This window comes from Mesorhizobium sp., from assembly GCF_041661565.1.
Taxonomy (GTDB): Bacteria; Pseudomonadota; Alphaproteobacteria; order Rhizobiales; family Rhizobiaceae; genus Mesorhizobium.
In genome coordinates, this window is sequence record NZ_JBAZUD010000017.1 from 32,525 (window position 1) to 49,069 (window position 16,545).

At 64.4% G+C, this 16,545-nt stretch carries 16 protein-coding genes and 1 pseudogene; 8 read left to right on the plus strand and 9 right to left on the minus strand.

All coding sequences use genetic code 11. From position 1 onward, the window contains the following. Positions 1-95: 95 nt before the first annotated feature. Positions 96-1,592, minus strand: a complete 1,497-nt coding sequence (gene hisS / locus WC739_RS05230; RefSeq protein WP_372951956.1) for a histidine--tRNA ligase — start codon at positions 1,590-1,592, stop codon at positions 96-98. A 214-nt stretch (positions 1,593-1,806) separates the two neighbouring features. Between hisS and WC739_RS05235 the strand changes: the two genes are divergently transcribed. Beyond that, a complete protein-coding gene (locus WC739_RS05235) occupies positions 1,807-2,076 on the plus strand; it encodes a hypothetical protein (RefSeq protein ID WP_372951957.1) in 270 nt (89 codons plus the stop codon). Between the two features lies 1 nt (position 2,077). On the opposite strand, the gene WC739_RS05240 is transcribed toward WC739_RS05235, so the two are convergent. Then, entirely contained in the window at positions 2,078-2,716 is a 639-nt protein-coding gene (locus WC739_RS05240) for a DNA-3-methyladenine glycosylase I (protein WP_372951958.1), read from the minus strand. A 213-nt stretch (positions 2,717-2,929) separates the two neighbouring features. On the opposite strand from WC739_RS05240, the gene WC739_RS05245 reads away from it, so the two are divergent. Both WC739_RS05245 and WC739_RS05250 read left to right on the plus strand, forming a co-directional pair. Beyond that, positions 2,930-3,661, plus strand: coding sequence for a L,D-transpeptidase (locus WC739_RS05245; RefSeq protein ID WP_372951959.1), 732 nt, complete (start codon positions 2,930-2,932; stop codon positions 3,659-3,661). A 282-nt stretch (positions 3,662-3,943) separates the two neighbouring features. Further along, the gene (locus WC739_RS05250; protein ID WP_372951960.1) at positions 3,944-4,864 is read left to right on the plus strand and encodes a bifunctional 5,10-methylenetetrahydrofolate dehydrogenase/5,10-methenyltetrahydrofolate cyclohydrolase; all 921 of its coding nucleotides are present in this window, start codon (positions 3,944-3,946) and stop codon (positions 4,862-4,864) included. A 163-nt stretch (positions 4,865-5,027) separates the two neighbouring features. Here the strand turns inward: WC739_RS05250 and glcF are convergent, their stop codons facing one another. The 5 genes and pseudogenes from glcF to WC739_RS05275 all read right to left on the minus strand — a co-directional run bounded on the left by glcF (position 5,028) and on the right by WC739_RS05275 (position 11,149). Beyond that, positions 5,028-6,353 carry a glycolate oxidase subunit GlcF gene (glcF, locus tag WC739_RS05255; RefSeq protein ID WP_372951961.1) on the minus strand — a complete coding sequence of 442 codons (1,326 nt, stop codon included), beginning with the start codon at positions 6,351-6,353 and terminating at the stop codon, positions 5,028-5,030. 10 nt (positions 6,354-6,363) lie between these two features. Then, positions 6,364-7,569: a glycolate oxidase subunit GlcE gene (glcE, locus tag WC739_RS05260; RefSeq protein WP_372951962.1), complete on the minus strand. Its 1,206-nt coding sequence runs from the start codon at positions 7,567-7,569 to the stop codon at positions 6,364-6,366. A 104-nt stretch (positions 7,570-7,673) separates the two neighbouring features. Then, positions 7,674-8,162 (minus strand): annotated as a pseudogene (locus WC739_RS05265) (endonuclease domain-containing protein); the annotation flags it as partial. A gap of 6 nt (positions 8,163-8,168) precedes the next feature. Then, positions 8,169-9,665: an FAD-linked oxidase C-terminal domain-containing protein gene (locus tag WC739_RS05270; RefSeq protein ID WP_372951963.1), complete on the minus strand. Its 1,497-nt coding sequence runs from the start codon at positions 9,663-9,665 to the stop codon at positions 8,169-8,171. Positions 9,666-9,826: 161 nt separating this feature from the next. Beyond that, positions 9,827-11,149, minus strand: a complete 1,323-nt coding sequence (locus tag WC739_RS05275; RefSeq protein WP_372951964.1) for a DUF3422 family protein — start codon at positions 11,147-11,149, stop codon at positions 9,827-9,829. Between the two features lie 206 nt (positions 11,150-11,355). Between WC739_RS05275 and WC739_RS05280 the strand changes: the two genes are divergently transcribed. Genes WC739_RS05280 through WC739_RS05290 form a run of 3 tightly spaced genes read left to right on the plus strand, consistent with a single transcriptional unit; the run spans position 11,356 to position 14,121 of the window. Further along, positions 11,356-12,159 carry an FCD domain-containing protein gene (locus WC739_RS05280; protein WP_372951965.1) on the plus strand — a complete coding sequence of 268 codons (804 nt, stop codon included), beginning with the start codon at positions 11,356-11,358 and terminating at the stop codon, positions 12,157-12,159. A gap of 17 nt (positions 12,160-12,176) precedes the next feature. Next, positions 12,177-13,313, plus strand: coding sequence for an L-lactate dehydrogenase (locus WC739_RS05285; protein ID WP_372951966.1), 1,137 nt, complete (start codon positions 12,177-12,179; stop codon positions 13,311-13,313). A gap of 34 nt (positions 13,314-13,347) precedes the next feature. Next, a complete protein-coding gene (locus WC739_RS05290; protein WP_372951970.1) occupies positions 13,348-14,121 on the plus strand; it encodes a metallophosphoesterase in 774 nt (257 codons plus the stop codon). Between the two features lie 36 nt (positions 14,122-14,157). Here WC739_RS05290 and WC739_RS05295 read toward each other — a convergent pair whose 3' ends face one another. Further along, positions 14,158-14,298, minus strand: coding sequence for a hypothetical protein (locus tag WC739_RS05295; protein WP_023782442.1), 141 nt, complete (start codon positions 14,296-14,298; stop codon positions 14,158-14,160). 283 nt (positions 14,299-14,581) lie between these two features. After that, on the minus strand, positions 14,582-15,280 hold the full coding sequence (locus WC739_RS05300) for a type 1 glutamine amidotransferase (protein WP_372951967.1): 699 nt from the start codon (positions 15,278-15,280) through the stop codon (positions 14,582-14,584). A gap of 87 nt (positions 15,281-15,367) precedes the next feature. On the opposite strand from WC739_RS05300, the gene WC739_RS05305 reads away from it, so the two are divergent. After that, the gene (locus WC739_RS05305) at positions 15,368-16,027 is read left to right on the plus strand and encodes a hypothetical protein (protein ID WP_372951968.1); all 660 of its coding nucleotides are present in this window, start codon (positions 15,368-15,370) and stop codon (positions 16,025-16,027) included. A 31-nt stretch (positions 16,028-16,058) separates the two neighbouring features. Next, on the plus strand, positions 16,059-16,545 hold a 487-nt coding region (locus WC739_RS05310; RefSeq protein WP_372951971.1), incomplete at its 3' end, for a 16S rRNA (uracil(1498)-N(3))-methyltransferase.

Genomic DNA, 16,545 nt, shown 5'->3' on the forward strand with positions numbered 1-16,545 from the left:
GGCGTTGTTGTTTTCTGGAACACCCCTCATCCGACCTCGCTTCGCGAGGCCACCTTCTCCCACAAGGGGAGAAGGACAAGAGGCGGCTGCGCTCGTCACTTCGCCCTCTCCTCGGCCTGCGCCGCCAGGATCTTCTTCACCTCGGCGACCAGCTCGCCCTCCGCCACGGTCACCTGCGCCGGCCGCGCGGCGCGCCATTCGGCGTTGTCGGATATTTCCGCCGACATGCGCGCGCCTTCGATCAGATCCTTGATCTGCAGCTCGCCCATGGCGCGCTCGTCACCGCCCTGGATGATGGCGACCGGGCTGCCGCGGCGGTCAGCATATTTCAGCTGCGCCTTCATGCCGGCGCCGCCGAGATACATTTCGGAGCGGATGCCGGCGGCGCGCAGCTCCGCCACCATCTTCTGGTAGCGGCCGAGGCTTTCGGTGTCCTTGTCCATCACCAGCACGACGACGGGCGCGATGACATCGGCGCTGTCGAGCTTGCCGAGGTTCTTCAGCGCGGTCATCAGCCTGCTGACGCCGATGGAAAACCCGGTCGCGGGCACGGGTTCGCCACGGAAGCGCGAGACCAGACCGTCATAGCGGCCGCCGCCACCGACCGAGCCGAAGCGCACGATCTGGCCGTCCTCATTGGGGATCTCGGCCAACAACTCGGCCTCGAAAACAGGGCCGGTGTAGTATTCGAGGCCGCGCACGACCGACCGGTCCATGGCGATGCGGTCCTCGCCATATCCAGCGGCCCTCACCAAGGCTTCGATCGTCGCCAGTTCGCCGACACCTTCCTGGTAGGTCGCATTCGAACTGACCATGGCATCCTGGCCGATATGTATCGTCCTTGCTGTTGCGAGAAGAACCGCCTCGGTTTGCCCGTTGTTCAATCCGGCGCCCTTGGCAAAGTCTCCCTCGCCTTCCTTGCCGCCATCCCAGCGGCCCGGCCCAAGCAAGAGCTTCACGCCTTCCGGTCCGAGTTTGTCCAGCTTGTCGATCGCCCGCAGCACCGTCAGCCTGCGCCCAACGTTCTCGTCACCGCCGAGACCGATGGCTTCCAGCACGCCGTCCAGCACCTTGCGGTTGTTGACGCGGATGACGTAGTCACCGCGCTTGATGCCAAGCGCCTCCATCACGTCGGCCATCATCATCGCCATCTCGGCGTCGGCGGCGACGCCCGGCGTACCGATCGTGTCGGCGTCGAACTGCATGAACTGGCGGAAGCGGCCGGGGCCTGGCTTCTCATTGCGGAACACCCAGCCGGAGCGATAGCTGCGGTAAGGCTTCGGCAGGCGCTCGTAATTCTCAGCGACGAAGCGCGCCGTCGGCGCGGTCAGATCATAGCGCAGCGACAGCCACTGGTCGTCATCGTCCTGGAAGGAGAACACGCCTTCATTCGGCCGGTCCTGGTCCGGCAGGAACTTGCCCAGCGCGTCGGTGTATTCGATCAGCGGCTGGTCGGCCGGTTCGAAACCGTAGAGCTCATAGACGGAGCGGATGGTCGCCATCATCTTCTCGACGGCGCGGATGTCCTCGGCACTGCGGTCGGCAAAACCGCGCGGCAGCCGCGCTTTCGTCTTTTCCGATTTTTCGGCCATGGGCTCGGTCTTTTTGCTGGGTAAATCAGGACTTGTCTCGGGTGCGCGTGTCCTAACCGATGCGGCTTGGTGCGGCAAGGCCGGCAAGGCATGCGGAATGTGCGGGACCCCTGGAAACAAAAACGCACCGAGAATGAAACAATCCCGCCATAGACGCGGCATTGTGCCGACACAATCCAGACAGATAAGCGCGGGGACTGAAGGGGTTCGGGATATGACCAACACTGTAAGATTCCATGCCATCGACGGCGGCGCCGGCGATGGCTCCGCGCATCTGCTGCCTGCCAACGACCATGCCCGCAAAGTGGCTGGCCCAGCGACGGTCGGTCAGGTCGCGGGTCCGTTCGACATGCCCATCGATGACGGCAAGGGAGCTTCGCTGCGCGATGCGTTGATGACCGGCCTGCTGGTGATCTACCCGGCCCTGGCAACGGTGGCCGCGATCGTCGCCGGGCTCTTCCTGGCCAGCGCCAACGGGATCTGAGCTATTTCGGCCGCTTGAATGCCTTGCGGTCCTTCTCGACCTGCTTGCGGCAGACACAGCCCTCGAGATGGTCGTTGACCAGACCCATGGCCTGCATGAAAGCGTAGACCGTGGTCGGGCCGACAAAGCTCCAGCCCCGCTTCTTCAGGTCCTTGGAAATCCGTACCGAGACCGCCGTGGTCGGATTGGCGCGCAGATGTGCGAGATCGACGATCTTCGGCCGCTCGTCCCTGGACGGTTCGAATTTCCAGAACCAGGCGGCCAGCGAACCGAATTCGTCGGCCATTTCGCGGGCGCGTTTTGCATTGTTGATGGTCGAGACGATCTTGCCGCGATGGCGGATGATGCCGGCATTGCCGAGAAGGCGTTCGACATCCTTGTCAGTAAAGGCGGCGACCTTGTCGAAGTCGAAGCCAGCGAAGGCCTCGCGAAAATTCTCGCGCTTGCGCAGGATGGTCAGCCAGGACAGGCCCGATTGAAAGCCTTCTAGGCAGATCTTTTCGAAAAGCCTGCGGTCGTCGGCGACAGGCCTGCCCCATTCATTGTCATGATAATGCAGATAGTCGGGCAGGTTGCCGTGCCAGAAGCAGCGCAGGACGCCGTCAGGACCGGCAAGCAGACCGCTGTTTTCGTTGCTCATCGCGAAAAATCCATCCGTTAACGCGGTTTTTGCGTCGCCTTTACCTTGGCTTTACCAGATTCCTGAACCCGGCGGTAACCACACCAAAAGCTTTCCTGACAGCAGCGCATTTTACGCATTTCGATTCATGTTTCGGTTGCCGCTTCGCGCCAATGATCACGAAAACCGGAAGCGTTTCCACCCGGTTGTTGCAGACGATCAAGGTGCGTTCCGATGAAGACAGTTCTGTATTCCCTGCTTGGCGCCGTGGCGATGTTGGCCGCCGGTGTTACGACCTCCGCGGCCGGCGATCGCTATGCCGACAGGCCACCGGTGATGGTAAGCCCCGATCTTTCCGCACCCTGGGTGCTGCAGCTTGGCCGTGCCCCAGGCATCGTGCGGCAGAACCGCCAGGCGGTCCGGCAGCGCCCGGCCTATGCGCAGCCCGACCGTGTGCAGACCGCGGCCGTGCAGGCGCCGGCCAGGCGCATGGTCATGCGGCCGCAGATCAATCCGGTCTACCTGCCGCAGGAAGTCGCCTATAACGGCCCGCAGAAGCCGGGTACGATCGTCATCGACACCACGCAGAATTTCCTGTTCCTGATCGAGAAGAACGGCAAGGCGCGGCGCTATGGCGTCGGCACCGGCAAGCCGGGCTTCGAATGGTCGGGCACGCACAAGATCACCAACAAGCGGGTCTGGCCGGACTGGCGCCCGCCGGCCGCGATGATCAAGCGTGAGGCCGCCAAGGGCCGATACCTGCCGACCTACCTGGCCGGCGGCATGGAAAACCCGCTGGGCGCCCGCGCGCTCTATCTCGGCACGACCGAGTACCGCATCCATGGCACCAACCAGCCGTGGACCATTGGTGGCGCGGTGTCGTCGGGCTGCATCCGCATGCGCAACGAGGACGTGGTCGACCTCTATGAACGGGTCAATGTCGGGACCACCGTCGAAGTGATATAAGGAACCTGCGAATCACCCGGCCAGGAAGCGCAAGACTTCTCGAGATCGGAAGGGACAACGGGGGACGGGCCGTATGGGGATGCGGTCAGTCAAGGAGGGCAGCGCGGGAAACCGCGCTGCCCTTTCTCTTTTGACCGCGTCCCGACTGGTTTGACCTAATCCGCGCAGCGCGAGACCTGACCGGTCGACACGTCGCGCAAGAGGCATGACGGTTCGCTTTCGTGCTGCCCTTTCCGGCATTATTTTGCTATGTCGGCGCCTCCAAGACGAGAGAGTTCCCCCATGTCCCTGTCCGAAGACAGCCGCTATCTCAAGGGCGGCCCGGTTGCCCAGCGCATCATCGCCGCCGTGCGCGAGGATGCAGCGATCGCCAAGGCCGAGGGGTTTCCGCCCAAGCTCGTCTCGATCACTGTCGGCGACACCGCGGCGGTCGACGTCTATGTGCGCAACCAGCGCGCCAAGGCGGAACTGGCCGGCATCGATTTCGAGGAACGACGCTTTCCCGCAACGATCTTATCGGGCGAACTGGAAGCGGCGATCCACGGCCTGAACGCCGATCCGCGCGTCACCGGCATCATCATCCAGCGGCCGGTTCCGGCGCATATCCCGGTCAGGACGCTGCAGGCGGCGGTGCATCCGCTCAAGGATGTCGAAGGCATGCATCCGGCTTCGATCGGCAACATCGTCTACAACCAGCTCGACCTCGCGCCCTGCACGGCCGCCGCCTCGGTCGAACTGCTGAAGGAAACCGGCCTCGACCTCAAGGGGCTGGAAGTCGTCATCGTCGGCCATTCGGAAATCGTCGGCAAGCCGATCGCGTTCCTGCTGATGAGCGAAGGCGCAACTGTCACGGTCTGCCACCACATGACGCGCTCGGTCGCGGCACATGCGCGGCGTGCCGACGCGCTGTTCGTCGCCGTCGGCAAGCCGCGGCTGATCAAGGCCGATATGGTGAAGCCAGGTGCCGCCGTCATCGATATCGGCATCAATTCCGAGATCGGGCCGGATGGAACGAGCCGCATCGTCGGCGATGTCGACACCGAAAGCGTGCGCGAGGTAGCCTCATGGATCACGCCGGTGCCGGGCGGCGTCGGCCCGATCACGGTGGCGATCCTGCTGCGCAACACGATGGTGGCGCTCAGCCGCCAGCGGGCGCTCTACGAGGCGACCTACGGAACCGCGGACAGGCTCGCGGCTGAGTAGGGACAGGGCGCCGCGCCAAGGCCGCCTCACCCAGCCTCCGCTTCGCTCGGCTGACCTCTCCCCGAGGGGAGAGGAGATTTTCTGGCGCCGCCGCCAACCTCTTCTCCCCTCGGGGAGAAGGTGGCCGCGAAGCGGCCGGATGAGGGGGCGCCGAAGGCGAAGATTACTCTGCCGCCACAAGCCCCTGCTCCGAAACACCCTCCGGCTTTGGCCCGCCATAGGCCCAGTCGAGCAGCTTGATTGTGTGCACTACCGGCAGCTTTGCGGCGGAGGCAATCTGGGTGATGCAGCCGATGTTGCCGGTGGCGACGATTTCGGCGCCGGTCGCCTCGATGTTCTTCACTTTGCGGTCGCGCAGCCTGGCCGAAATCTCGGGCTGCAGGATGTTGTAGGTGCCGGCGGAACCACAGCACAGATGCCCCTCGCGCGGCTCGCGCACGACGAAGCCGGCTTTGGCCAGCAGTTCCTTCGGCTGGCGGGTGATCTTCTGGCCGTGCTGCATCGAGCAGGCCGAATGATAGGCGACGACGGTGCCCGGCTTGCGCACCGGCTCCGGCATGTCGAAAGCGGCGAGATATTCGGTGATGTCCCTGGCCAGGGCCGAGACGCGCGCGGCCTTGTCGGCATAGGCCGCATCGAGCCGCAGCATGAAGCCGTAATCCTTGATCGTCGTGCCGCATCCGGACGCGGTGATGATGATGGCATCGAGCCCGCCCTGGTCGATGGCGCGTGTCCAGGCATCGACATTTTGTCTGGCCGAAGCAAGTGCGGCCTGTTCCCGACCCATGTGGTGGACGAGCGCGCCGCAGCAGCCTTCGCCCGGCGGCACCACCACCTCGACGCCGAGTCTATTGAGCAGCGAAATGGTCGTGCCGTTGATGGCGGGATCGAGCACCGATTGCGCGCAGCCGGTGAGGATGGCGACGCGGCCCTTTTTCACCGCCCGCCCGGCGTGGACGCCGGGTTTGGCCATTGGCGAGGCTGCCGGGATCGAGGCCGGAGCGAGCTTGAGCATCGCGCCCAGCGGCTTCAGCGCCGGGATCTTTTCGAACAGGCCAATGAACGGTTTGCCCAGTTTCGCCAGCCTGAGCGCGGCGCGGAACCGCGCGGGATAAGGCAGGACAAAGGCCAGCATCGACCGGATCAGCCGATCCAGCAGCGGTCGCCTGTAAGTGTCCTCGATGTGGGCGCGGGCATGATCGACCAGATGCATGTAGTTGACGCCCGACGGGCATGTCGTCATGCAGGCCAGGCACGACAGGCAGCGGTCGATATGGGTGACGATCTCCTTGTCGGCGGGACGGCCATTCTCCAGCATGTCCTTGATCAGGTAGATGCGGCCGCGCGGCGAATCGAGCTCGTTGCCCAGCGTCACATAGGTCGGGCAGGTGGCGGTGCAGAAGCCGCAATGAACGCATTTGCGCAGGATCTTTTCCGATTCCGCGACGTGGGGATCGGCGAGCTGGGCGAGAGAGAAATTCGTCTGCATCGCTAATGTCCTAGGCCATGCGGCCGGGATTGAGGATGTTCCTGGGGTCGAATTCCTGCTTGAGGCGCCGGCTGAGCGCGGCGAGCGCCGGCGCCTGCGGCTCGAACACCGGCAGCGCGGCGCGATGGGCGGGAGCGGCACGCACCAGCGTCGCGTGGCCGCCGCCATGTTTGCGCAACAGGGCGCGCAGCAGCGCGGCTTGCGGATCGCCCTCTTCCATGCGCAGCCAAACCAGCCCGCCCTGCCAGTCATAGAAGGCGCTGACGGCGGCCTGCATGCGTAGCGTAAGGACCATCCGGTGGCCCTGGGACGGCGTCATCGACACGCGCCAGACCGGCTTCTCGCTGCCATCGGCGAAGGGCCTGACATCGCGCACGTCGCGCCAGATCACTTGCGAGGCCTCACCGGCGATCTCTTCCAGCGGCCCGGCATTGCCGAGCAGCGTCTTCAGCGCGCCGATGCGATAGGCGACGGAGGGGCCGAAACCTTCGACGCGCAGCAGTGTGGCGGCGTCGCTGCCGAGCGCACCGTCGGCAACACGCGCGGCGATGCGCTCCGGCAGATGGGCAGCGCTCGACACTTCCGCGCTGGAGCCGAGCGCCAGCGCCATGGCTGCGGCGGCGGCATCGTCGAGCAAGCCACGGATGGCCAGCGTGACCTCGGTCTCGGCCGCCGGCAGCACTTTGAAGGTCACGTCGGTGAAGACAGCCAGCGTGCCCCAACTGTTGGCCATCAGCTTCGACATGTCGTAGCCGGTGACGTTCTTCACCACGCGGCCGCCGGACTTGAAGGCCTCGCCGCGTCCGGACACCACATTGATGCCGAGGATATGGTCACGCGCCGCACCCGCCTTCAGCCGGCGCGGGCCGGACAGGTTCGCGGCGAGCACGCCGCCGAGGGTGCCCTTGCCCGGTTCGCCGCCGAGCAGCGGGCCATAGTCCATAGGCTCGAAGGCCAGTTGCTGGCCATTTTCCGCCAGCAGCTTTTCGATCTCGGCCAAAGGCGTGCCGGCCTTCGCCGACAGCACCAGTTCGGCGGGCTCATAGAGGGTCACGCCGGAGAGCTTCGAAAGGTCCAAAGTGTGTTCGGTCTGCAGCGGCCGACCGATGCCGCGCTTGGAACCGTGGCCAAGGATTTCCAGCGGCGATTCTTGCGCCACGGCCCAGGCGACGGTGGACAGGACTTCGTCCGAGGTGGTGGGGGTGAAGGTGGTCATGGTTTCGAACCTTTCCTCGCCCCCGCAAAGCGGGGGAGAGGTGGCTCGGGCGAAGCCCGAGACGGAGCGGGGGCAGTCATAGAGCGCGACCTCCCGGACGCTTTGGCTGCGAAAACAAACCTCAAATCTGTGGCGACGACGTCTTCTGCCAGTCGTCCCTCCAGTGCCGCAAGAATGGTTTCGCAGACGCTCCGCGGGATCTTGAGAACATCGACGTTCCAGAAACGCAAAACCGAAAACCCTTCGGCACGCATGAACTCATCTCGTAGTCTGTCATAGGAGCTTCCGGCATGCTGGCTTCCATCCAGCTCAACGACCAGCTTCTCGCTCCGGCAAGCAAAGTCCGCGAAATACGGCCCGATCGGCATCTGCCGAACGAATTTGTAGCCGCCGAGCTGTTTTGCCTTCAGCTCACTCCATAGGATTGCCTCCGCCTGATTATCACCCCGGCGAAGCGCGCGAGCGCGGGCGATTTTTACGGGCGAGCGGCGGCTCGGCACATCGGCCGCAGGCCCCCTCTCCGTCTCGGGCTTCGCCCGAGCCACCTCTCCCCCGCTTTGCGGGGGCGAGGAACCCTTGTTCTGGGACTTCATCGCCACTCAAAACCTCGGAATGTCCGGAAACGGCAGTTTCCCGCCGGAAATGTGCATGCGCCCAAGTTCGGCGCAGCGGCGCAGTTGCGGGAAGACCTTGCCGGGGTTGAGCAGGTGGTTGGGATCGAAGGCGCATTTGACGCGCATCTGCTGGTCGAGGTCGACCTGGCTGAACATTTCCGGCATCAGGTCGCGCTTTTCGACGCCCACCCCATGTTCGCCGGTGAGCACGCCGCCAACTTTCACGCAGAGCCGCAATATGTCGGCGCCGAAGCTTTCGGCCTTGTCGAGTTCGCCCGGCACGTTGGCATCGTAGAGGATCAGCGGATGCAGATTGCCGTCGCCGGCGTGGAAGACATTGGCGACGCCGAGGCCGTATTTCTCCGACAGTTCGCGCATGCCGGCGAGCACGCGCGGCAGTTCCTTGCGCGGGATCGTGCCGTCCATGCAGTAATAGTCGGGCGAGATCCGGCCGACCGCCGGGAACGCCGCCTTGCGGCCGGCCCAGAAGCTCAATCGCTCCTGCTCGGACTGCGAGATGCGGCAGGTCGTCGAGCCGTTCTTGTAGGCGATCGCCTCAACGAGGCCGATGAGATGATCGACCTCGACGCCCGGCCCGTCGAGCTCGACGATCAGCAAAGCCTCGACATCGAGGGGATAGCCGGCATGAACGAAATCCTCGGCGGCGTGGATCGCCGGGCGGTCCATCATTTCCATGCCGCCCGGGATGATGCCGGCGCCGATGATGTCGGCGACGCATTGGCCGCCCTGCTCGCTGGTCGGGAAGCCGATCAGCAGCGCGCGGGCCGTCTCCGGCTTTTTGAGGATGCGCACGGTGACCTCGGTGACTACGCCGAGCAGGCCTTCCGAGCCTGTCATCACACCGAGCAGATCGTAGCCTTCCGCATCGAGGTGGCTGCCGCCGAGCCGCACAACCTCGCCATTCATCAGCACCATTTCGATGCCGAGTACATTGTTCGCGGTGAGGCCGTATTTCAGGCAGTGCACGCCGCCGGAATTTTCCGCGACGTTGCCGCCGATCGAGCAGGCGATCTGGGAGGATGGATCGGGGGCGTAATAGAAGCCCTCCTGCTCGACGGCGGTGGTGATGCCGAGATTGGTGACGCCCGGCTGCGCGACGACGACGCGGTTGGGAAAATCGATGTCTAGGATGCGGTTGAAGCGGCTCATGACCAGCAGCACGGCGTCCTCGAGCGGCAGCGCGCCACCGGATAGCGACGTGCCGGAGCCGCGCGGGACGACGCGGATGTTGCGGTCATTGCAGTATTTCAGCACCCGCGAGACCTGCGCCACGGTCTGCGGCAGCACGACAACCAGCGGCAATTGCCGATAGGCGGTCAGGCCATCGCTCTCGAACGCCCGCATGGAATTGGCGGCGTCGACAACGCCCTCGCCCGGTACGATGATGCGCATGTCGGCGACGATCTCGTCGCGCCGTCGCATGGTGGCGTCGTCTGGTTTCGGCATTGCCAGGCCGGACATCAGCAGCCTCATTTTACTTGACTGGTAAAAATCTTTTACCAGTGAGGCGCATTCTTTGCAAACGCTGCGGTGACGCCGCCTCCGATAGCAAGGTCGCAACAAGCTTCCGCAGCGTCAATGTGCCGCTGGCTTACCCTCTCTTATGGCGAGGCAAGTCAGATCTACTCACCCGGATGCTTCCCCGGTTCCGAATGTGTGCGGCGCACGCGGCGCACGCCCCACCAGACCAGCAGGATGGCGACCGGGACCGAAGCGGCGGTGACGATCTCCGGCGCGAAGGCGTGGCCGAAGATGGAGGCGCCCTTGGCGAGATAGCCGATGAGGCCGACGACATAGTAGGAAACGGCGGCGACCGACAGGCCCTCGACAGTCTGCTGCAGGCGCAATTGCAGGCGGGCGCAGTTGTTCATCGAGGCGAGCAGATCGCGGTTCTGCTTCTCGACTTCGACATCGACCCAGGTCCGCAGCAGCGTCGTGGCGCGGGTCAGCTTGCGCGACAGATTGGCCTGCCGCTCTTCGACCGACCGGCAGGTGCGCATCGCCGGCGCGACACGCCGCTGCAGGAAGCCGCCCCAAGTGTCGTAGCCGGGCACTGCCTCTTCCTCGAGCGCCTCCAGCCGCTCGCCGACGATGCCGTCATAGGCGCGGCTGGCGCCGAAACGGTAGAGGCTTGAGGCCGCGTCGGCTTCCAGTTCCGCGGCAAGCTCGGTCAGGTCGGCCAGCAAGGTCTGGCTGTCGCGGGTCTCGGCGACCTTCATCTCCAGCGTGGTCTGCGCCAGCCTGTCCTCGATGCGGCGGGCGCGGCCCGACAGCGTCAATGCCAGCGGCAGGCCCAGCATCGCCAAGGTGCGGTAGGTTTCGATATCGATCAGACGCTGCGACAGCGCCCCGGTGCGGGCGGCGGTCAAGCCCCGATCGAGCACAAGCATGCGGGTCATGCCGTCACCATCCTGGCGGAAGTCGGTGACGATGGCCGCGTTGCCGCGCTCGACCAGCGAATAGCACAGGCTGGTCGGGTCGAAGCCAGCGATCAGCCGCTCGCCCAGCTCTGTCCATTCGCGGATTTCGAGCCGGATGCCGGAGATGACGGTGCCCGGCGGCGAGAACCCGTTGCCGAACGGCGAGTCTTCCTGCGTCCTGCCGCCTTCCGGAAGCGGTCCTTCCCAAAGATAGGTCGAGAATTCCGTATGCCGCTCCCAGCGCAGCGAGCCCTTGCCCCACTTCATGGCATGGTGGCGGGCCTGGCGATCGGGCGCGGCGATGCCAAGGCGCCGCGACAGCTCGGACAGCACCGCATGATCGACCGCGGAGCCACCCTCGGTCATGAAGGCGAGCTGCATCAGGACGCGTGGCTTTTCGATCAGCGGATGTGGCCGCGCATGCACCTCGCCCAGCGCACCCGGGCGGCCCTCATGCGCGGGAAACCCCATGACGCTGCCCTTGGCGCGCGGCTGGAAATCGAGATTGGACGGGTCGTCCGACACGGCTTGCCCCCGGGCTTGCTTGAACCCTCTTGCGCGTCCGTCTAAAGCCAATCTCCCGACGACGCAAACAGCAACGGAGCCGGCGAACATCATAGCGCGCCAGGCCCCGAGGTCGACCCGGTTCGAGCAATTGGATAAATAATTTGACCAGTTGGCGACGCAAGCCTTATCGTGGCGCCACACCGTTTCGCTTACCGGGCACCCTATTGAGCGACATTTTTTCCAGGATCGAGCATTCGCGCACCGCCGACGAGGTGGTGCAGCAGATCGAGAGCCTCATCCTCGAAGGCGTGCTGCGCACCGGCGACCGGTTGCCGGGCGAACGCGAGCTGGCGCGCCAGTTCGAGGTCTCACGGCCGATCCTGCGCGACGCGCTGAAGGCGCTGGAAGGACGCGGCCTGCTGACGACCAGAGCCGGCGGCGGCACCCATGTCGCCGACATCATCGGCCAGCTGTTCACCAAGCCGGTGGCCGACCTGATCTCGACGCACCGCAAGGCCGTGGCCGACTATCTGGAATATCGCCGCGAGATCGAAGGCATCGCCGCCGAATACGCGGCGCGGCGGGCCACGCCGGAGGACCTGGCGCTGCTCGACCGGATCATGGCGCGCATGGACGAGGCCCACAGGACGGGGGATTTCGACGACGAAGCCGAGATCGACGTCGAATTCCATCACGCGATCTGCGAGTGTGCGCACAATATACTGCTGCTGCATACGCTGCGCTCCTGCTACCGGCTGCTGTCGGAAGGCGTGTTCCAGAACCGGCTGCTGGTGTTCACCGTTCCCGGCGCCCGCGACGCATTGCTGGCACAGCACCAGGCGATCCATGCCGCTGTGCAGGCAGGCGATCCGGCCGCGGCCCGGAAAGCTGCAATGGACCACATGATCTATGTCGAGCGGTCGATGGCGGAAGCCGAGCGCAGCGGCGACTGGCAGCGCGTTTCCCGGCTGAGGTTCAAGCAGCGTGTCGACGCCGCCGACACTGAACAAGCGCGCAAACGCTCCTAGACTCGAATGGGGACATCATGAGCGACATTCTCACTATCGCCGACCTCAAGGACCTGGCGCGCCGTCGGGTGCCGAAGATGTTCTTCGACTACGCCGATTCCGGCTCCTGGACCGAAGGCACGTACCGGGCAAACGAGGAAGACTTCCAGAAGATCAAATTCCGCCAGCGCGTGCTGGTCGACATGGACAATCGCTCACTGGAATCGACGATGATCGGCGAGAAGGTGTCGATGCCGGTGGCTTTGGCGCCAACCGGCATGACCGGCATGCAACACGCGGATGGCGAGATGCTGGCAGCGCGGGCAGCTGAGGAATTCGGCGTGCCATTCACGCTGTCGACGATGAGCATCTGCTCGATCGAGGATGTCGCCTCGGCAACCACCAGGCCGTTCTGGTTCCAGCTTTATGTCCTGCGCGACAAGGGGTTCGTGCTCGACCTGATCGACAGGGCGAAAGCCGCGAAATGCTCGGCTCTGGTGCTGACGCTCGACCTGCAGATCCTCGGCCAGCGCCACAAGGACATCCGCAACGGGCTTTCGGCGCCACCCAGGCTGACCCTGCCCAACATCATCGACATGGCGATCCGCCCGCGCTGGTGCGCCGCCATGGCGCGGACGAAACGGCGGACGTTCCGCAACATTGTCGGCCACGCCAAGGGCGTCGGCGACCTGGCTTCCCTGGCATCGTGGACGAAGGAGCAGTTCGATCCGCATCTTTCGTGGAAGGATATCGACTGGATCAAGGAGCGCTGGGGCGGCAAGCTGATCCTCAAAGGCATCCTCGACAAGGAAGACGCGCTGATGGCCGCCGGGACCGGCGCCGACGCGATCATCGTCTCCAACCATGGCGGGCGCCAGCTCGACGGCGCGTCGTCATCCATCATGGCGCTGGAGGAGATCGCCGATGCGGTGGGCGACACAATCGAAGTGCATATGGATGGCGGCATCCGCTCCGGCCAGGACGTGCTGAAAGCGCTGTGCCTGGGCGCCAAGGGCACCTATATCGGCCGGCCCTTTCTTTATGGATTGGGCGCGCTCGGCATGGAAGGGGTTACCAAGGCGCTGGAAATCATCCGAAAGGAGATGGACATAACGCTGGCATTGTGCGGAAAGCGGCTGGTCACCGACATGGGCAAGGACCAGCTCCGGCGTTAGTGTCGGTAGTCCCAGCATGGAGACGACGCAGGCTTTGGCATCCCCCGGCATCCATTTTCTCGACGCACATGGCCCCGCCGGCATGCGCCTGTACGCCATCGGTGACGTGCATGGCAGGCTGGATCTGTTGGCCGCGATGCATCATCGGATCCGGGAGGAAATCGACCGTGACTCGCCGACCGACTGGCGCGTCATCCATCTGGGAGACTATGTCGACCGTGGCCCCGATTCCAAAGGCGTGATCGATTTCCTCATCGAAGCGCGGCGGCGTGACCCCCGCCATCTGATGCTCGCCGGCAATCACGACATCGGCTTTCTGGATTTTCTAAGGGCGCCCGATCCCGACGGGCTCTTCATGCGCTTCGGGGGCGTCCAGACGGCGCAATCCTATGGCGTTCCGCTCAACGAAGGACCCAACGCCTGGTTCGGCAAGGCCGAGACGCTGCTGCGAAAGGGACACGCGGCCTTGGTCAAGGCCGTTCCGCAGAGCCATGTCGACTTCCTGCGGTCGCTGGTGTTTTCCGTGTCGCTGGGCGATTTCTTCTTCTGCCATGCTGGCATCAAGCCCGGCACGGCGCTGAACAAGCAAAGCCCGCAGGATCTGATCTGGATCCGCGATGTCTTCCACGATCACACCGGGCTCTATCCGAAGATCGTTGTGCATGGGCACACGCCGGTGCCGGAGGCGCAGGTGCTGGCCAACCGCGTCAATGTCGATACGCTTGCCTGGCAATCAGGCATGCTGAGCGCGCTCGTCGTCGACGGGCCGGACAAGCGCATCCTGACAATAACAGTGAAGGAAGCCTGATCTCGCGCCGGAAAAGCCGCGACAGGCAGCCGGCTTTTAACGCAGCGACGCGGTGACGCCGTAGCCGTCGACGGCATTGTGGTTATTGGCCGCGTCGGCGGCATAGATGCCAAGGCCGCACAGCACAATGGCAGATAGCATGGCAAAGGACAGAAGTGCTGCTTTCACGGAAGTCATCTCTTGTTTCGAGCCTTCTGCATCTGTGCATCAGACGGTTACCAATGCGTTGAAACGGAGAATTCGCTTCAAAGTTTCGGCGATTTCGCGCTTCTAGGCATGTTCTGTATCGGCGGTGTGTCGCGCGGGTCACACAAAGGGTTCATCACCGTTGCATGCCGATGCTGAGCGTGGGCCTTCTAGGACAGGCAGCGGACACAAGCCAAGTTCAAACCGGTTTTCCCAAGCGGTTTTGCCGCCGCGTGCCAATTATATCACTGGGCAGGAGTCCAAAGGTCACCGATCAGATCGTGGCTACCCAGGCGCGAGCAATGGCCAGGCCGGCAGCGTCGGCTTCCGGCCCGTTGCGGGCCATCTCGCCATCGAGCTGGCTGGCCCAGTCGGGATGGCGCTCGGCGATGGTCGGAGCAAAGGAGGCGCTCCAGTCCTTCACCATCGGCCGGTCAGCTTCGAAATGGAACTGGAAGCCGTAGACGGCGCGACCGATTCGAAACGCCTGGTTCTCGGCGACATCGTTGCCGGCGAGCCGGACGGCGTTTTCAGGCAGCACAAATGTATCGTCATGCCATTGGAAGATCGGGAATTTTTCCGGGAGCCCAGCCAGCACGGGATCGGCCTTGGCATCCGGCGTCAGCGATACGCCGCGCCAGCCGAATTCATTGGCGCCGCCGATGCGGTTCTCGCCGCCGAAGGCACGGGCAAGCAGCTGGCCGCCGAGGCAGATGCCGAGAACGGCCCGATCCTTGTCGGCGAAATCGCGGGTCAGTTCGAGCAAGGCCGGAAAATAGGGATAATCGTCGTCCGCCAGCGCATTCTGGCCGCCACCCAGCACGATCATGGCATCGTGCCCCGCCCCGTTTTCAGGCAGTGAGTCACCTTTGTAAGGCAGGCGCAGGTCGAGTTCGGCGCCCGCTTCAGCCAGCGCCGCGCCGACCTGACCGAGACCGGTATCTTCGTAGTTCTGGACCACCAGCACCCGCATCTCAAAACCCTGCTGACATGAAAAAGCTGCGACGACCGTTATCATGCCGCTTGCGTTGCAGCCAAGACGCGGATTCCGGAGACAACGATGCCACTGCAGAACCGTGTCGATCCGTTCGGCGTCATCCACGCCGTGCCCGAGCGTGGCATGTTCACCGGCAATCGCGGCATCATCCACGATCCCGAGACGAAGACGCTGTTGAACAAGCGCTGGACGCTGAACGCCTGGATCATCTGCCTGTGCGCGTTCCGCGATGCGCGGCGCGAGCCGATGGGCCGCAACCGGAAGAGCGAGGGCCATCCCGGCGGCAAGGCTGGCTGGACCGAGCTGTTCTTCCTCGACGAGGTGACGGCGCTGGCGGCAGGGCATCGCCCCTGCTTCTACTGCAGGCGCGAACGGGCGAGGGATTTCGTTTGCCGTTTCGGCGAAGCCTTCGGCATTGCCGAGCCGCGCGCGCCGCAAGTCGACAAGCGATTGCACAAGGAGCGGCTGGCTTCCGGCGGCAAGCCACCGAGGCTGGCCATGGAGGAGCTTGCCGGCCTGCCTGACGGCGCCGTGGTTGCAAATGGCGGAAACGCCTTTGCGCTTTGTGCCGGCAAGGCCCGGCGCTGGTCTTTTGCCGGATATGGTCCACCCGTCGATATCGGCCGGCTCGGCAACGGAATCGCGCTGCTGACACCCGCGACGACGCTCGCTGTCCTGCGGCATGGCTTCCGACCCGTTTGGCATCCGTCCGCCGAGGCTTGACGCCGGCGACAGGCTCGCTCATTCCTCGGCGATGCGCGCCAATTACAAGATGCAACGCCTGTTCGTGCCCGACGATCTCGGGCCGGACACGGAGTTCGAAGCCGGACAGCAGCAGAGCCATTATCTCCTGCATGTGCTGCGGCTGGCCGAAGGCGCCGAAGTGCTTGTGTTCAACGGCCGCGATGGCGAGTGGTCGGCCACCATCGCGGCGAAAACAAAAAGGGCGGTGCGATTGAAAGTGCTGGCCTCGCAGCGGCCGCAGCCGCCGCCGGCCGATCTCATCTACTGCTTCGCGCCGCTGAAGCAGGGCCGGCTCGATTATCTCGTGCAGAAGGCGGTCGAGATGGGCGCCGGCATCCTGCAACCGGTCATCACCCAGCATACGCAAGTGGCGAAGCCCTCGATCGACCGCCTGCGCGCCAACGTCGTGGAAGCCGCCGAGCAATGCGGCATCCTGGCGGTGCCGGATGTGCGCGAGGCGGAAAAATTCGAACGGCTACTGGCCGGCTGGGACAAAG